Raw genomic sequence first — 15,520 nt, forward strand, 5'->3', positions numbered from 1 at the left:
AACCGCGCCGGTGTTCTAGGGTGTACTGTCCAACGTGATGTCCATCGCTGCGGTGACACCGTCCTCGGGCACGATCCGCAATCGATAGGTGCCGCTCGTCGGCAGCGCCGGGAAACTCAGGTCGCTGCTGCCGGTGCTTGCGCTGAACGATCTGTAGAACTGCCCGTCCGGCCGGTACAGCGCGTAGGTCACCGGCCGACCGACCGGCGTGGTCGTCTGATTGACCACCCGCATCAGTACGCCCTGCCCTGCCGTGCCGCTGAAGGACAGCGTGGCGGTCTTGCCGTGCCTGTCCAGCGCGATCGACTGCGGGACACCCCACGCCAAGGTGCCGACAACGGTGCTGGACACCGAGGCGGTCAGGGAGAAGCTCTGGTCTTCCGTCGAAGGGACCACCACGACGCCATAGCGTCCAGCTTGCGCGGCGTCGATGGAGAATCCGCAGCCGTAGGTGCGGAAGCAATTCGTATTGGAGACGACCTTGCTGCCGTCCGGACGATAAAGCGTTACATAAACCCAACCGAACCCGCTGCCGGACAATGCGATCTGATTGAGACCGATATCGAGCTTCTGCCCGGCTTGAGCATCGAACCAGAAGTAGATACCTGCGCCGGGCGTGCCCGCAGCGAACGAGCGACTACCATCCACGGCCACCGGGGTGCCGGTGGACAAGGTGACGGTGGTGTCGATCGTCTGCCCATACTGCGGATCGACCACCACGCTGTACTGACCGGTGGTCGGCAGGCTGCCCAGGCCGATCGCAGTACCGGTACGCGTCGATCCGGACGTGAGCAGAGTGCCATTCGGCTGGTAGACACTGTAATAGCTGGTGCCATCCGCGGGCGTGGTCGCCTGGTTCTGCACCAGCACGGCGAGTTTGTCGCCCGCCTGCCCCTGGAAACGCAGCCGCGCATTCTGTCCGCGCCGGGCAACGGAAACGGCCAGCGGCGTGTCGCGCTGCAGGTTCAGGGGCAGATCGCTAGACAGCGTCACGTCATAGGTCGCCGCCTGATCGTCGCCCTGGCCGATCAAGAGCGCGTACTTACCTGCCGCCAGATTGGCGAGATCGAAATCGCAGCCGCCACGTTCGACATCGCAGTAACTGCTTGCCAATGTGCTGCCATCGGCCTTGTAGAGAGTAGCGACGACGCGCTGCGCGCCGGGACCGACGACCTGGATGCCGCTGATGCCCAGTCCCAGGTTCTGCCCCTGACTGGCGACGAAAGAAAAGTGCTTGTACTGCGCAGGCAACCGGGTCACGACATGCGCAGGAGCGCCGTCGATCGGCAGCGCGACGCCCGAGGACAGGATGATGTCCGCTTCCAGCGGGCTTCCTGTCCGGCTCTCGACCTGGATTGCATACTCGCCAGACGTTGGAATATTGATCAGATTGATGGCATCGCCCACCTTGATGGTCGCCGTCTTCCAGACAGCACCATCCGGCCGTAGCACGCGATACACCACATCGCGACCGGCGGGTAGTGTCGTCTGCGCCGCGACCAGCAGCATCAACGACTCGCCTGCCTGCGCCTGGAAGCGGAGCCGCGCATTCTGCCCATACCGGGCCAGCGCCAGATGCAAGGGCTGATCGCGGGTCAGCTGATCCAGCAACTCGGACGACAGCACTGCGCGGAACTTGATCGCCTGGCTCGCCGAGGTCGGTGTCGCCACCACGCTGTAGCGTCCCGCCAAGGTGTTCCTCAGCGGCAACGAACATCCGTCTTCGGCGTAGCAGATGCCGCTGTACAAGGTCGTGCCGCTCGGACTGTAGACGGCGATATTGAAGTAACTGCCCGAATTCACCGCGATGTCGGTGATCCCCAGCCCCAGATTTTGGCCGGCCTGGGTATCGATGGAGAAATGCACGCCCTGCCCTGCAGGCGTCTGGTAGCTGCCACCTGCGCCGTCCAGTTCGACATTGCCGTCCTGTCCCGTGGAGAGTTTCAACCGGGCCGACCACAACGCGCCGCCCGCCGGATCGACGAACACCCGATAGCTCCCCGTCTCCGGGAGATTGGGCAGGGCCAGAATGACGTTGCCGCTGGCCGTCACGTCCTTCCACAACGCGCCGTTCGGCCGATACACCGCATAAACCACGTCGCGGCCTGTCGGCCTGGTCGCAGCGTCAGCGACGAGCAAAGCCAGGCTCTCGCCGGCGGTCCCGGCGAACGTCAGGCGCGCATTCTGGGCATAGCGCGAGATGTTCACGGAACTCAATGCATCCCTCTGCAGGAAGCCGGCGACCTCCGTGGAGAGGGTCGCCTTGAACGCCATGCTCTGGGAGCCAGATTGCGGACTCACGGTCACGCCATAGTTGCCCGCGGCGAGGTTGAGCAGATTGAAGGCGCAGCCATTGGCGGCATAGCAGGTCGCGGTCGTGAGCGTGGAACCGTTGGGATTGGCGATCTTGACGTTGACATAGGTCCCGCTGCTCAGGTTCAGATCGCCGATGCCCAATCCCAGGTTCTGCGAGGCCGCTGCGCTGAAGCTGAAGAACACGCTTTGACCGGCGGCGGCGCTGTACTCGCCGCTGCTGCCATCCAGTTGCAGCCCACCCGCACTCCCGGTCGTCACCAGCACCTTGGCGGCCACGGTGGCGCCATAGCGCGGATCCACGAACAGTCGGTAAGTCCCGGCGATAGGCGTATTCATCGTCAGGGTGCCCGAGCCAGACACCGCCATCGACGACAACGCCGTGCCATCGGGCCGGTACACGCGGTAGTACACCACGCCGTTCGCCGGCGTCGTGGTCTGCTCCGACACCTGCAGTGCCAATGCGTCGCCGGCACCCGCCTGGAACGACAGCACTGCGTTCTGCCCGCGCCGGCCGATGCCGACCTGGCTGACCGCATCCCGCGTCAAGGAAAGCGCCAGGTCGGTGGACAGGGTCGCCTTGAAGCGCATCGTCTGCGTCGTCGTGGCAGGGGCGACCAGGACGCCATAACGTCCCGCCGCCAGTTCCGGCAGATTCACATCACAGCCGTCGTTGGCCACCTCGCAGGCGGCACCGGCCATCGGCGTGCCTGAAGGGCCATAGATCGTGACGTTGAGCGGGCCGCTTTCGTTGGACTGCAGCTCGCTGATGCCGAGCCCCAGGCTCTGCCCGGCGGTCGCGGTAAAGGTGAAGTACACGCTGTCGCCCGGCAGTTGCGTTGCGAATGCGCCGGTGGCGCCATCGATCCCACTACCGCCACCACCTGCGTCTCCGGTGCTGAGCCGCGTCTGCAACCGCACGGTTTCTCCGAATCCGGGATCCACCAGCACCTGATAGGTGCCGCTGGTCTTCGCCGTCACGTAGGTGGTACCTGCGGCGCGCACCGCCATCGAGGCAACACTGGTGCCATCAGGCGCGTAAACGCGGTAGTAAACATCGCGGCCGGCGGGCGCGGTGGTCTGGCCGGCGACTTGCAACGCGAACGCCTCGCCCGCCGCGGCCTCGAACGACAAACGCAGATTCTGGCCTCTACGCTGTGTCTCCACGACCACATCCTGGTCCTTCGGCAACGCCTGCACCAGATCCGATGAGAGCAACAGATTCAGGCGCATTGTGCGTGCGCCGCTCGTACCGGGCGTCAGCAGCACCTGATACACGCCGGTCCTGGGCGCGGCGATGTTGAGTGCGCAACCGTTGTTGGCCTGATTGCAGTACTGATAGCCCAGATTGACGCCGTCGGCGTCGAAGACCTGCGCCAAAGCTGTTCCCCACCCGCTGCCGACCGGCGACTGCTCGGTCAGCCCCAGGCCCAGCCTGCTCCCGGCCTGGGCCAGGAAGGTGTAACGCTTCGATTGCGCGGCGATCGACGTGGCGACACTGGTTTCGGCGCCGTCCAGCGCAAGCCTCCCGGCATGCTCCACTCCCATCTTCCAGCTGGCGGAGGAAGTACTGGGTGTGAGCAGCAACAGGTAGGTGCCGCCCACCTTCAACCGCGGCAGATGCAGGGTGGGCTGGTTCGCATTCACCAGTCCACTGGCGATCTCCACGTTATCGGTGCCGAACACCAGATAGTTCAACGTCGTGGACCCCAGCGACTGAAATTGCGCGCTGAGGTAATCGCCGGCCATGCCGGTGAACAGGACCGCGGCGGACCCACCCGCGTTGGCGACCGCGACGTCGACCGCGGCGGCGTCCAGGGTCAGGCGCGTGACGCTGGCGATGCCGACGGACGACACACTGCTTGGCACCACCAGCACATCCTGGCTGCTGGTGGCGCTGCCGTAGGGCGTGGTCACGGTCACCGGTCCGCTGCCGCTCCTGCCCGGCACCGGAAAGACCAGGCGCGTGCCGGTGGCGCTCGACAGCACCGCGGTCTTGCGATCCAGCTTCGCCGTGGTCTGCCCGGCGACCGGGACCAGGTTCTGTCCGTCGACGGTGATCGCCGTACCGGCGCTGGCGATCAACGGCGATATGCCGGTGATGGTCGGCTGACGGAGGTTGGCATCGACCACGAACTGCTGCGCACTGCTCGCGCTCTGTCCAGCCACGGTCACGGAGATCGGGCCGGTACTGGCGTTGGCAGGCACGAGCACGGTCAACTCGCGTGCGCTGGCAGCCACCACCGTGGCCGCCTGCCCATTGAAAGCCACGCTGTTGGAGGAAGCAGCGGTGGAAAATCCCTGCCCCTGGATCAGCACGCGATCGCCCGCCGCACCGCGCCCCGGACTGAAGCCCAGCACCGCCAGGGTTCCGCTGGAGACGCGTTCGACGGCGACGATATTGCCCATCGTGTCGTAGCGATAGCGGGCACTGGCACCGGCATCGTTGCTGACCGCGACCAGACGCCCCTGCGCGTCGTAGACGTAGGAGGTGGCACCAGACGTGCAGGCCAGAAGGGTGAGCAAAAAGGCCGCCACCGTTCTGCCCACGATGCGCCGCCAACCGCGCGCGGGCACGTGCGCCGCCCGCTTCAGCAAACCCACGACCGAGCCCATCCCTGCGCCGCGACGTTCCATGCGTTCATCCCTGAAGACTGGCCACGATGGCCTGCTGTCCGTATGCTGACCTTGCTTCGTGCATTCAGCCTGGATATAGATATCCGACAGTGGAGACAGGAGTCAACAGCGTCATGCCAAGGAACTGGCGTCATCACATCGTCATCTGCATGCGCCTGTGGTCGGCCGCCCTGGTCCTGGTGCTGACCGGGTGTGGTGGCGATCAGCACGACACGGCGGCAGCGCGGATCGCGCTTGGCCAGGCGCTGTTCCACGACATGCGGCTCAGCGCGGATGGCAAGACCAGTTGCGCAAGCTGCCATCGCGCCGAGTTGGCCTATACCGACGGTGCCGCGGTGTCCACCGGGACGGGCGGCCAACACGGCACACGCAACGCGCCCAGCCTGCTCGACAGCCGCTTCATGACCCACTTTTTCTGGGACGGACGCGCAGCGACACTGGAAGAGGCGGTCCTGCAACCATTGACCAACCCACGCGAGATGGGCCTGGCCGATCGGCAGGACGTGCTGGCCCACCTCGCCCGCGACCCGCGCTACGCGTCACTGTTGCATGCAGCCGCCGGCGAGGACGACGGCGACATCCAGGTCGTGGCAGCCGCGCTCGCCACCTACATCCGCGCCTTGCCGGCGCCGCCCACGCGCTACGAGACGTACCGGACGACGCATGGCGCGCGCGCATCGCTGAGCGAGGACGAACGCGAGGGATTGGCGCTGTTTTCCGGCAAGGCCGGCTGCGTCGATTGCCACCGGCTGGACGGCACGCCTGCGACCACGAGCGATCAGCGCTTCCATCACGCCGGCATCGGTTTCAACCAGGTCGCCGGCAACGTCGCCGCCCTGCTCGACGTACTGGAGCGACAGAAGCGCGAAGGCAGGAGCCTGGGCGATTCCATCCTCTCCGACGTTCGAGTGGCGGAACTGGGCCGCTTTGCGGTGACGCGGGCGCCGCAGGATCTGGGCGCCTTCCGCACCCCGTCGCTACGGACGGTCGCCGATACTGCGCCCTATATGCACGACGGCAGCATCGCCGATCTGCCGGCGGCGGTGGAACATGAGGTCTACTATCGCAACCTCGCCCGCAATCGACCGATCAGTCTGACCGCGGAGGAGAAGCACAAGCTGGTGCTGTTCCTGCAGGCGCTGTCCAGTACGGGCGCCGCGCCGCGCTAGGAGCCCGTACGCGGCGCGCTGTTCGCCGGCTCCATCACATCGACGTCCTGCTGCGAGGCGAGCTTGCCATCGAGCGTCACCTCCAGCATGTAACGCCCCGGAGGCCAGCCGGCCGCGTTGTCGAAACGCAGCGACTGGAGCTGATCGGAGCGGGTCATGGCGCGCTCCACCAGCCCGACCTGGCGACCATCGCGCAGGTCCAGCAAGCGCGCTTTCAGGACCTGTCCCTGGGCAGCGCCGCGCAGGGCCACGTTGACCAGGATCGGCGCATCGCTGGTCTGCGGCACAGGCCTTCCGTCGCGCATGGCGCCGATCCGGACCTCGACGACGTGCAGCGGTTGCGACGCCGTGGCCGGGTTCTGCTCCGGTGCCTGCCGCTGGCACGCCCCCAGGCTCAGCACCGCCGGCAACAACATCCAACACACCATCCTTTTCGCGTTCATCATCCCTGCTTCCTTCCTGGACCGGAGATTGCCATTGCGATGCACGCCCGCAGGCCGCATCGTTCCTCGCGAACGCACGGTGGCGAACGGCCCCGTGCGCTTCGCTTCGCGTCAGCCCTGCAACCGCCCCAGCACCGCGCGCGTCACCGGGTCGGCGATCTCGGTGGACTGGCCCTGCAGCGCCGGCAGCAGCTGGCTCGCCAGCTGCTTGCCCAGTTCCACGCCGAACTGGTCGAAGGCGTTGATGCCCCAGACCACCGACTGCACGTACACGCTGTGCTCGTACATCGCGATCAGCGCGCCCAGCGCCTGCGGGGTCAGCGCGTCGAGCAGGATCAGCGTGCTCGGGCGGCCGCCCGGGTAGTCGCGGGCCGGATCGTCGCTGCCCTGCCCGTTCGCCAGCGCTTCGGTCTGCGCCAGCAGGTTGGCCAGCAGCGCCTGGTGGTTGACGGTGTACGGGTCGTCGTTGCGGATGCAGCCGATGAAGTCGGCCGGGACGATGCTGGTGCCCTGGTGCAGCGCCTGGAAGAAGCTGTGCTGCACGTCGGTGCCGGCGCCGCCCCACCACACCGGCACGGTGTCGGCCTCGACCGGGCTGCCGTCCAGGCGCACGCGCTTGCCCAGGCTCTCCATCACCAGCTGCTGCAGGTAGGCCGGCAGCAGCGCCAGGCGCTGGTCGTAGGTCATCACCGCCTGCGTCGCGTAGCCGAGCAGGTTGCGGTTCCACAGCGTGGTCAGGCCATGCAGCACGGCCACGTTGCGCTCCAGCGGCACGTTCAGGGCGTGGTCGTCGAACTGCGCAGCGCCTTCCAGCAGCTGTTCGAAGGCGTCGGCGCCGATCGCCAGCGCGATCGGGAAGCCCACCGCCGACCACAGCGAATAGCGGCCACCCACCCAGTCCCACATCGGCAGCACGCGGCCGGCGGCGATGTCGAAGGCCTTGGCGGCGCGCTCGGGGTTGGCGCTGACCGCGTACAGGCGCTCGCTGCCGCCCAGCCAGTCGCGCAGGATCTGGCCGTTGAGCAGGGTTTCCTGGGTACCGAAGGTCTTGGAGATCAGCACGCCGGCGGTACGCGCCGGATCCAGCGTGGCCAGGGTGCGCTGCATCGCCGCGCCGTCCACGTTGGAGACGAAGTGCACGCGGAAGCGCGCGCCGGTGATCGGACGCAGCGCGTCGGCAACCAGGCGCGGGCCGAGATCGGAGCCGCCGATGCCGACGCTGACGATGTCGGTGACCTCGGTCTGCGCCAGGGCGTCGATCAGCGCGCGCATGCGCTGCTGCACCTCGCGCGCGCTGGCGTGGGCCTGGCTGGCCACAGGTGCGTCGGTGAGGTTGCCGCGCAGCGCGGTGTGCAGCGCGGCGCGGCCTTCGGTGACATTGACCGTCTCGCCACGGAACAGGCGCTGGAAGGCGCCGGCCAGGTCGTGTTCGGCAGCCAGCGCCAGCAGCGCGTCGAGCGCGGCGCGGTCGTATTTCTGCCGGGCGAAATTGAAGTACAGCGGTCCGACCTGCAACGCCAACGTCTCGGCACGGCCGGGTTCGGCCGCCAGCAGGTCGGGAAGGCGCGCCCCGCGCAGGCGCTGGGCGTGGGAATGCAGTGCGTCGAAACCGGTGGACTGTGTCATGCGGCCTGCTTTGGGATGGTGGTGTTGGTGTGGGTGATCTTGTTGGCGCCGTCCACGTAGACCAGGGTCGGCTGGAAACGCGCAGCTTCCTCTTCGCTCATGCCGGCGAAGGCAGCAATGATGATCAGGTCGCCGACCTGCACGTGGCGCGCGGCGCCGCCGTTGAGCGAGATGATGCCGCTGCCCTCGTCGGCGCGGATCGCGTAGGTGCTGAAGCGCGCGCCGTTGGTGACGTCCCAGATGTGCACCTGCTCGAATTCGCGGATGCCGGTCGCGTCCAGCAGCAGCCCGTCGATGGCGATCGAGCCTTCGTAGTTCAGCTCGGAATGGGTGACGGTGGCGCGGTGGATCTTGGTCTTCAACAGGCTCAGTTGCATGGCACGGGACTGCGGTCAGGAAAGACGCGCAGTTTAGCAGCCGAGGGTTAGATGGCGGTGGTGAGGGGCGGCCTCAAACCGTCGCAGGAGCGGCTTCAGCCGCGACCGGCGATCGCGGGAAAGCCCGGTCGCGGCTGAAGCCGCGCCTACGACGACGGTACCGCGGCCTGCCGCGCTCAGAATTCCAGGTTGTCGATCAGGCGGGTGCGGCCCAGGCGCGCGGCGATCAGCGCCACGCGCGGGCCGGTGCCATCCTGCGGCTCGCTCAGGTCGGGCGTGCGCAGCACGCTGTAGTCGACCTCGAAACCGGCCGCCTGCAGCTGCGCGGTCGCCGCCGCCTCCACCTCGGCGCGCGGGCGCCCAGCCAGGTGGGCCTCGCGCATCGCCCGCAGGGTGCGGTGGATCTGCGCCGCGCGCGGCCGCTCCTCCGCCGACAGGTACTGGTTGCGCGAACTCATCGCCAGGCCGTCGGCCTCGCGTACGATGCCGCCGCCCAGGATCTCGATCGGGAACGCCAGGTCGGCGACCATCTGCCGGATCACCGCCAGTTGCTGGTAGTCCTTCTTGCCGAACGCGGCCAGGTCCGGCTGCACCTGGTTGAACAGGCGCGCGACCACGGTGCAGACGCCGTCGAAATGGCCGGGCCGGCAGGCGCCTTCCAGCACCTCGCTGACGCCCGGGGTGTGCATGCGCAGCGCCAGCTCCACGCCCAGCGGATACATGCTTTCCACCGTCGGCAGCCACAGCACGTCGCAGCCGGCGCCCTCCAGGCCGCTGGTGTCGGCTTCCGGGGTGCGCGGGTAGCGGGTGAAGTCCTCGTTCGGGCCGAACTGGGTCGGATTGACGAAGACGCTGGAGACCACGCGGTCGGCGTACTGCCGCGCCAGCATCACCAGCGAGAAATGCCCGGCGTGCAGGTTGCCCATGGTCGGCACGAAGGCCACGCGCAGGCCCTGCCGCTTCCAGCCGGAAACGATGGCGCGCAGTCGCGCCAGGTCGGTGACGGTCTCGATCATTTGGCGTAGGCGTGTTCGGCGTCGGGGAAGGTGCCGGCGCGGACCGCGTCGGCGTAGGCGCGGGCGGCACCGGCGATGGAACCGCCTTCGGCCAGGAAATCCTTGACGAAGCGCGGGCGGCGGTGGCCGCTGTCCAGGCCGAGGAAGTCGTGCATCACCAGCACCTGGCCGTCGCACTCGGGGCCGGCGCCGATGCCGATGGTGGGGATGTCGATCTCGGCGGTGATGCGCGCGGCCAGCGGCGACGGCACGCATTCCAGCACCAGCAGCGCGGCGCCGGCCGCGGCGACCGCCTTGGCGTCGGCGAGCAGTTTGGCCGCGGCAGCCTCTTCGCGGCCCTGGATCTTGTAGCCGCCGAAGGTCAGCACCGACTGCGGGGTCAGGCCCAGATGCGAGCACACCGGGATGTCGCGTTCGCTGAGGAAGCGGATCACCTCCAGCTTGTGCCCGGCGCCCTCGAGCTTGACCATCTCCGCACCGGCCTGCAGCAACCGGGTCGACGCGTCCAAGGCGCGCTCGGGGGTGGCATCGGACTGGAACGGCAGGTCGGCCACCAGCAGCGCGCGTTGCAGCACACGCGCCACCGCGGCGGTGTGGTAGGCGATGTCGTCCACGCTCACCGGCAGGGTCGAATCGTGGCCCTGCACCACCATGCCCAGCGAATCGCCGATCAGGATCAGGTCCACGCCGTTGGCGTCGAAGGTTCGCGCGAAGCCGGCGTCGTAGGCGGTCAGCATCACCAGCTTCTGCTGGCGGCGCTTGGCCTCGGCCAGGGCGGGAACGGTCCAGGGCTTGCTGTCGGCGTGACTGCTCATAAGCTCATGTGCTGCGGTAATGAGCCGAGCATTATCTACCGATTGGCACGATCCCGCCGGTTTCGATGCGGTCGCGTGCGTCACGCACCGTTCCATGGCCCGGAATGACCGCGTCGGCGGCGATCTCGGCCAGCGGCAGCAGCACGAACGCACGCTGGTGCAGGAACGGGTGCGGCACCTGCAACCCCGGCAGGTCGATCACCGCCTCGGCATACAGCAGCAGGTCCAGGTCCAGCGTACGCGGGCCCCAACGTTCGCCGGGCAGGCGCTGGCGGCCGTGGCGCTGTTCCAGGTCCAGCAGCGCCTGCAGCAGCTCCGGCGCCGGCAGCGTGGTGCTCACCAGCGCCGCGGCATTGATGAAGTCCGGCTGGTCCTCGCGGCCCCAGGCCGGGCTGCGGTACAACTGCGAAGCACGCAGCAGGCGGGTCTGCGGCAGCGTGTCGAGCGCGGCCAGGGCCGCGCGCAGGGTCGCCGCGGCGTCGCCAAGGTTGCCGCCCAGGCCGATGCAGGCCCGGACCGGCGCCGGTGTCGCGGCGCTCACTCGACGGGCGTAGCGGCGTCCGGGCGGCGGCGCCGGCGCCGGCGGCGCTTGGGGGTCTCTTCGCTGTCGGCCGGCGGCGCGAACGCCAGCTCGTCGCCGGCGTAGTCCACCTCCGGATCGAAGCCGCGCGGCGGCGGCGCGTAGCCGGGCTGCTGCTGCAGTTCGCGCCAGTAGGCGATGTCGGCCGCATGCTCGTCCGACGCGGACTGGCGCACGATCAGGAAATCGAACGCAGCGCGGAAGCGCGGATGCGACAGCGTGCGCACTACCCGCTTGCGCTGGCGCGAGGTGAAGCGCGACTGCAGCAGCCAGATCTCCTGCATCGGCAGCGAGAAACGCCGCGGCAGCGCCACGGTGCTGAGTTGGTGCAAGGTCACCCGGTCGGCGGCGCGGCGTTGCGCCTCCTCCATCTGCATGCCCTGTTTCTGCAGGGTCATCAACGCGCGGCAGTAGGCCGGCCACAGCAGCAGCGCGAACAGGAACGCCGGCGACACCGGCTCGTCGTTGGCGACGCGGTTGTCGGTGTTGCGCAGGCCTTCGATCAGCATCCGCCGCAGCGCGCCGCTGCGGTTGGAGCGCAGCGCCGCCGCGCTCTCCGGGAACAGCGCGGCGAGCAGGCCGTGCCGCTCCAGGCCCTCGAAGCTGGCCACGCCATGGCCGGACAGGAACAGCTTGAGCACTTCCTCGAACAGCCGCGCCGGCGCGGCCTCGGCCAGCAGCCCGGCCAAGCGCGGGATCGGCTCGGCGGTACCGGCCTCGATCTCGAAATCGAGCTTGGCCGCCAGGCGCACCGCACGCAGCATGCGCACCGGGTCTTCGCGGTAGCGCTGCTCGGGATCGCCGATCAGCTTCATCAGCCGCGCCTGCACATCCTCGAAGCCGCCGACGTAGTCCCGCACCGAGAAGTCCTCGATAGCGTAGTACAAGGCGTTGCAGGTGAAGTCGCGGCGCACCGCATCGTCCTCGATGCTGCCGTAGACGTTGTCGCGGACCAGGCGGCCGTTGTCCACCTCGCGGTCGCCGCTGCCGTCGTCGACATTGGCTCGGAAGGTGGCGACCTCGATGATCTCGCGGCCGTAGACCACGTGCGCCAGGCGGAAGCGGCGGCCGATCAGGCGGCAGTTGCGGAACAGCTGCTTGACCTGCTCGGGGGTGGCGTCGGTGGCGACGTCGAAGTCCTTGGGCTGGACCTGGACCAGCAGGTCGCGGACCGCGCCGCCGACCAGGTAGGCGCCGAAGCCGGCCTCGCGCAGCCGGTACAGCACGCGCAGGGCGTTGGGGCTGATGTCCTTGCGCGAAATGGGGTGCTGGTCGCGCGGGATCGCGCGCAGGGTGAATGGCGATGGAACTGGCGGATTGATGATGGCGCTTCCGTATCGGGTTGCGGGATTGCCGAAGGGCGGCGAGACCCATATACTAGCGCGCTGCAATCGACGCGACCAACGCTCCCTTCGTCTAGTGGTTAGGACGTGGCCCTCTCAAGGCTAAAACAGGGGTTCGAGTCCCCTAGGGAGCGCCATCCTCGCCTCGGCTGCAGCGCGACATAGCAAAAACCCCGCCTTGGCGGGGTTTTTTGCGTTTGGGCACCGGCCACGGCCCGTCGCGTCTCACTCCTGGTTGCGCGGGTGTCGATCGCCATCGGCCAGACGGCTGCAGACGCCGGCACGCCGATCCAAGCCTACCCGGAACGCCGAGGCGGCCCGGGCGACGTGCGCGATCCGGTCGGCATCAGTGCGCACGTACCGACCACCCGCAGGCCGCGGTCAGGCCTGCGCCAAGTCAGGGGCGGCCTCCCCGGCCATGACCGCCACCGGCGCCGATGCGGTCTCCGCCACCGCATCGTGCGCATGCAGGCTCTCCAGATGCCGCACCTGTACCTGCACCTCGGCGTAGCGCGCACCCAGCGCCTGCTGCAAGCGGCGCGCGGCGTCCTCCACGTACATCAGGTTTTCGCCGTTGCGGCGCGCGAACGCCTGTTCGTCGGCACGGCGCACCGCCGCCTGCACCGGCGTGGCCAGGGCCTGCTCGGCGAGCGCGATCACGCCCTCCGCGTCGAAGCGCACCGCGCGCGCCGACACGCCGACCCGCACCGAGGCCACGCTGCGCTGGCTATGCGGGGTGGCGTGACTGCCGTGCCGGAGCAGCCAGTCCGCCACCGCCTCCCGCGATAGCGAGGCCTGTTCCGGGTGCTGCTGCACGAAGGCCTCGCTGAGCAGTTGCCGCGCCAGCGCCGCCGAACACGGGCAGGTCGAGGAATACAGCAGATCCACGCCGAGTCCGAGCCGGACCACGCCACCACGCAGCTCGGCGTCGATCCGCAGCGGATACGCCCGCCATCCGGCCAGCCCCGGGCTGCGCAGTGCCGGGCTGCGACGCAGCAGTTCCAGGCGTAGCGACACCCGCGCCGCGGTCGAGGCGCAGTCGGCATGGCTATGCACCATCGCCCGCAGCAACTGCGACAGCCGCGACGGCGACAGCGGCTGCTGCGCGCACTCGTCGAGCAGGCGGTACAGCCGCGACATATGAATGCCCTTGACCTGCGCCGACGGCAGGTCGACGGCGAGCGCGGCCTGCGCCGGCACGTGAGCGGGCATCGCGCCCTGGCCCGCCTCCAGGCAGATCGGCAGCGCGATGCCGTCCATGCCCACCCAGTTCAGGGGAGCGGCGATCTGCGAAGGTTCGTCGGCGGCGACATCGGGCAACGGCGGGGAGATCTGCAGGTTCATCGGATCGACGGGAGCGGCAAGGGAGCGAGGGACGGCGAGGAAGTCAAAGTAGCAATTGTTATAAAGTAACACATGAAGCATGCACCCACGGGACCACCCATCTCACACCTCAGCCGTTGGGGTACCCAGCACCATCGCCGGGAGGAATCAATGAACGTCTATGGGCTGCGCGGACCTGCCAGCAAGGATTCGCCCGGCCCCTCATCCGCACCCGCGGCGCACCTTCCCCCGAAAAGGGAGCATGGTCCCGGCGGGAGAAGGGAAAGTCCAAAGCCCCTCTCCCACCGGGAGAGGGGTTGGGGTGAGGGTACGACACGCGCAGCGCCACCACCGATCCGGCAATACCTTCAGCCGCTCGGCTACAGACACACCGATCCAACGATGGCACGCGCGTGCGCCTCAGCCTCAGCCCTGCATCTGTTCCAGTTCCTTGCCCTTGGTCTCGTACACGTAGCGCAGCACGAAGAACACCGACAGGAACGCGGCGACGGTGTAGATGCCGTAGGCGCCGGCCAGGCCGATGCTGCCGAGCAGGACCGGGAAGGTCACGGTGATGGCGAAGTTGGACATCCACTGCGCCGCGCCGGCCACCGCCAGGCCGGAGCCGCGGATCTGGTTGGGGAACATCTCGCCCAGCATCACCCACATCACCGGGCCCCAGGACATGTTGAAGAAGACCACGTAGACGTTGGCGGCGATCAACGCCAGCCGGCCCATGCCCGGCGACAGCGCCAGCTTGCCGGCCGCATCCAGCGAGGCGCTGGCGAAGGCGATGGTGACCAGCGCCAGCGACACCGCCATGCCGGCCGAGCCGATCCACAACAGCGGCTTGCGCCCGACCCGGTCGATCAACACCACGGTGATCAGGCAGGCACCGATGCTCAACGCACCGGACAGCACGTTGATCAACAACGCATCGCTCTCGGAGAAACCCACCGCCTGCCACAGCACCGCGCCGTAGTAGAACACCACGTTGATGCCGACCAGTTGCTGGAAGGTGGCCAGGCCGATGCCGATCCACACGATCGGGCGGATCTTGCCGGTGACCTTGCTGACCAGGTCCGACAGCCGCGGCGTGTGCTGGTCGGCCGACAGCGAGGCGGAGATTTCGGTCAGCTTGGTCTGCGCCGTGTTGGCGCCGTACAGCCGGGTCAGCACCGCCAGCGCCTGCTCGCGGCGACCCTGCACCACCAGGAAGCGCGGGCTCTCCGGAATCGCCAGCAACAGCAGCAGGAACGCGGTGGACGGCAGCGCCTGCATCCAGAACATCCAGCGCCAGGCCGGCTGGCCCAGCCACAGCGCCTCGGTGGACGCGCCGGCGGCCTTGGCCAGCAGATAGTTGCTGAGGAAGGCGCAGAACAACCCGCCGATGATGGCGATCTGCTGCACCGTGGCCAGGCGCCCGCGGTAGCGCGCCGAGGCGACCTCGGCGATGTAGGCCGGCGACATCACGCTGGCCGCGCCCACCGCGAAACCGCCCATCATCCGCGCCAGCACGAACACCGCCGAGTTGTGCGCCGCGCCGGCGCCCAACGCCGACAGCAGGAACAGCGCCGCCGAGACGATCAGCACCGTGCGCCGGCCCCAGCGATCGGCCAGCGAACCGGCCAGGAACGCACCGATCGCGCAGCCCAGCAGCATCGAGGCGACCTCGAAGCCAGTGCCGGCGGAACTGGACTGGAAGGTCTGCTTGAGGCCATCGACGGTACCGTTGATGACGCCGCTGTCGAAACCGAACAGGAAGCCGCCGATGGTGGCGACGCAACTGATCAGGATGATGAGGCGGGTGTTCTCGCCGGCGTCGGCGTGGCGATCGATCGGAACACTGGACATGGGTTCACCTGGTGGCGTGCAAGA

General features: G+C 68.2%; 11 protein-coding genes and 1 tRNA gene. 2 read left to right on the forward strand and 10 right to left on the reverse strand.

From position 1 onward, the window contains the following. Positions 1-15: 15 nt before the first annotated feature. A complete protein-coding gene (locus RAB70_RS14805) occupies positions 16-4,950 on the reverse strand; it encodes an IPT/TIG domain-containing protein (protein ID WP_148829700.1) in 4,935 nt (1,644 codons plus the stop codon). Between the two features lie 113 nt (positions 4,951-5,063). Between RAB70_RS14805 and RAB70_RS14810 the strand changes: the two genes are divergently transcribed. After that, positions 5,064-6,119, forward strand: a complete 1,056-nt coding sequence (locus tag RAB70_RS14810; RefSeq protein ID WP_192578975.1) for a cytochrome-c peroxidase — start codon at positions 5,064-5,066, stop codon at positions 6,117-6,119. Here RAB70_RS14810 and RAB70_RS14815 read toward each other — a convergent pair. From RAB70_RS14815 to pcnB, 7 genes are all read right to left on the reverse strand, one after another. Beyond that, a complete protein-coding gene (locus RAB70_RS14815; RefSeq protein ID WP_148829698.1) occupies positions 6,116-6,565 on the reverse strand; it encodes a hypothetical protein in 450 nt (149 codons plus the stop codon). The two genes, RAB70_RS14810 and RAB70_RS14815, sit on opposite strands and share 4 nt — an antisense overlap. A gap of 108 nt (positions 6,566-6,673) precedes the next feature. Next, on the reverse strand, positions 6,674-8,188 hold the full coding sequence (pgi, locus tag RAB70_RS14820; RefSeq protein WP_148829697.1) for a glucose-6-phosphate isomerase: 1,515 nt from the start codon (positions 8,186-8,188) through the stop codon (positions 6,674-6,676). Beyond that, on the reverse strand, positions 8,185-8,565 hold the full coding sequence (gene panD / locus RAB70_RS14825) for an aspartate 1-decarboxylase (RefSeq protein WP_017909999.1): 381 nt from the start codon (positions 8,563-8,565) through the stop codon (positions 8,185-8,187). The genes pgi and panD overlap by 4 nt, the downstream gene beginning before the upstream one ends. 176 nt (positions 8,566-8,741) lie before the next feature. After that, complete coding sequence (panC, locus tag RAB70_RS14830; RefSeq protein ID WP_148829696.1) at positions 8,742-9,581, reverse strand: pantoate--beta-alanine ligase; 840 nt, start codon at positions 9,579-9,581, stop codon at positions 8,742-8,744. Further along, complete coding sequence (gene panB, locus RAB70_RS14835) at positions 9,578-10,396, reverse strand: 3-methyl-2-oxobutanoate hydroxymethyltransferase (RefSeq protein ID WP_017911688.1); 819 nt, start codon at positions 10,394-10,396, stop codon at positions 9,578-9,580. Before panB ends, panC begins: the two co-directional genes overlap by 4 nt. A 31-nt stretch (positions 10,397-10,427) precedes the next feature. Further along, on the reverse strand, positions 10,428-10,937 hold the full coding sequence (gene folK / locus RAB70_RS14840; RefSeq protein WP_148829695.1) for a 2-amino-4-hydroxy-6-hydroxymethyldihydropteridine diphosphokinase: 510 nt from the start codon (positions 10,935-10,937) through the stop codon (positions 10,428-10,430). Next, the gene (gene pcnB, locus RAB70_RS14845) at positions 10,934-12,352 is read right to left on the reverse strand and encodes a polynucleotide adenylyltransferase PcnB (RefSeq protein ID WP_026143854.1); all 1,419 of its coding nucleotides are present in this window, start codon (positions 12,350-12,352) and stop codon (positions 10,934-10,936) included. The genes folK and pcnB overlap by 4 nt, the downstream gene beginning before the upstream one ends. Before the next feature lie 29 nt (positions 12,353-12,381). Between pcnB and RAB70_RS14850 the strand changes: the two genes are divergently transcribed. Further along, positions 12,382-12,456 (forward strand) — tRNA-Glu (locus tag RAB70_RS14850). A 244-nt stretch (positions 12,457-12,700) separates the two neighbouring features. Here the strand turns inward: RAB70_RS14850 and folE2 are convergent. Then, positions 12,701-13,651 carry a GTP cyclohydrolase FolE2 gene (gene folE2, locus RAB70_RS14855; RefSeq protein WP_192578977.1) on the reverse strand — a complete coding sequence of 317 codons (951 nt, stop codon included), beginning with the start codon at positions 13,649-13,651 and terminating at the stop codon, positions 12,701-12,703. Between the two features lie 417 nt (positions 13,652-14,068). After that, positions 14,069-15,496, reverse strand: a complete 1,428-nt coding sequence (locus RAB70_RS14860; RefSeq protein WP_043091887.1) for a sugar porter family MFS transporter — start codon at positions 15,494-15,496, stop codon at positions 14,069-14,071. Positions 15,497-15,520 lie beyond the last annotated feature (24 nt).

The organism is Xanthomonas sontii, from assembly GCF_040529055.1.
Taxonomy (GTDB): Bacteria; Pseudomonadota; Gammaproteobacteria; order Xanthomonadales; family Xanthomonadaceae; genus Xanthomonas_A; species Xanthomonas_A sontii.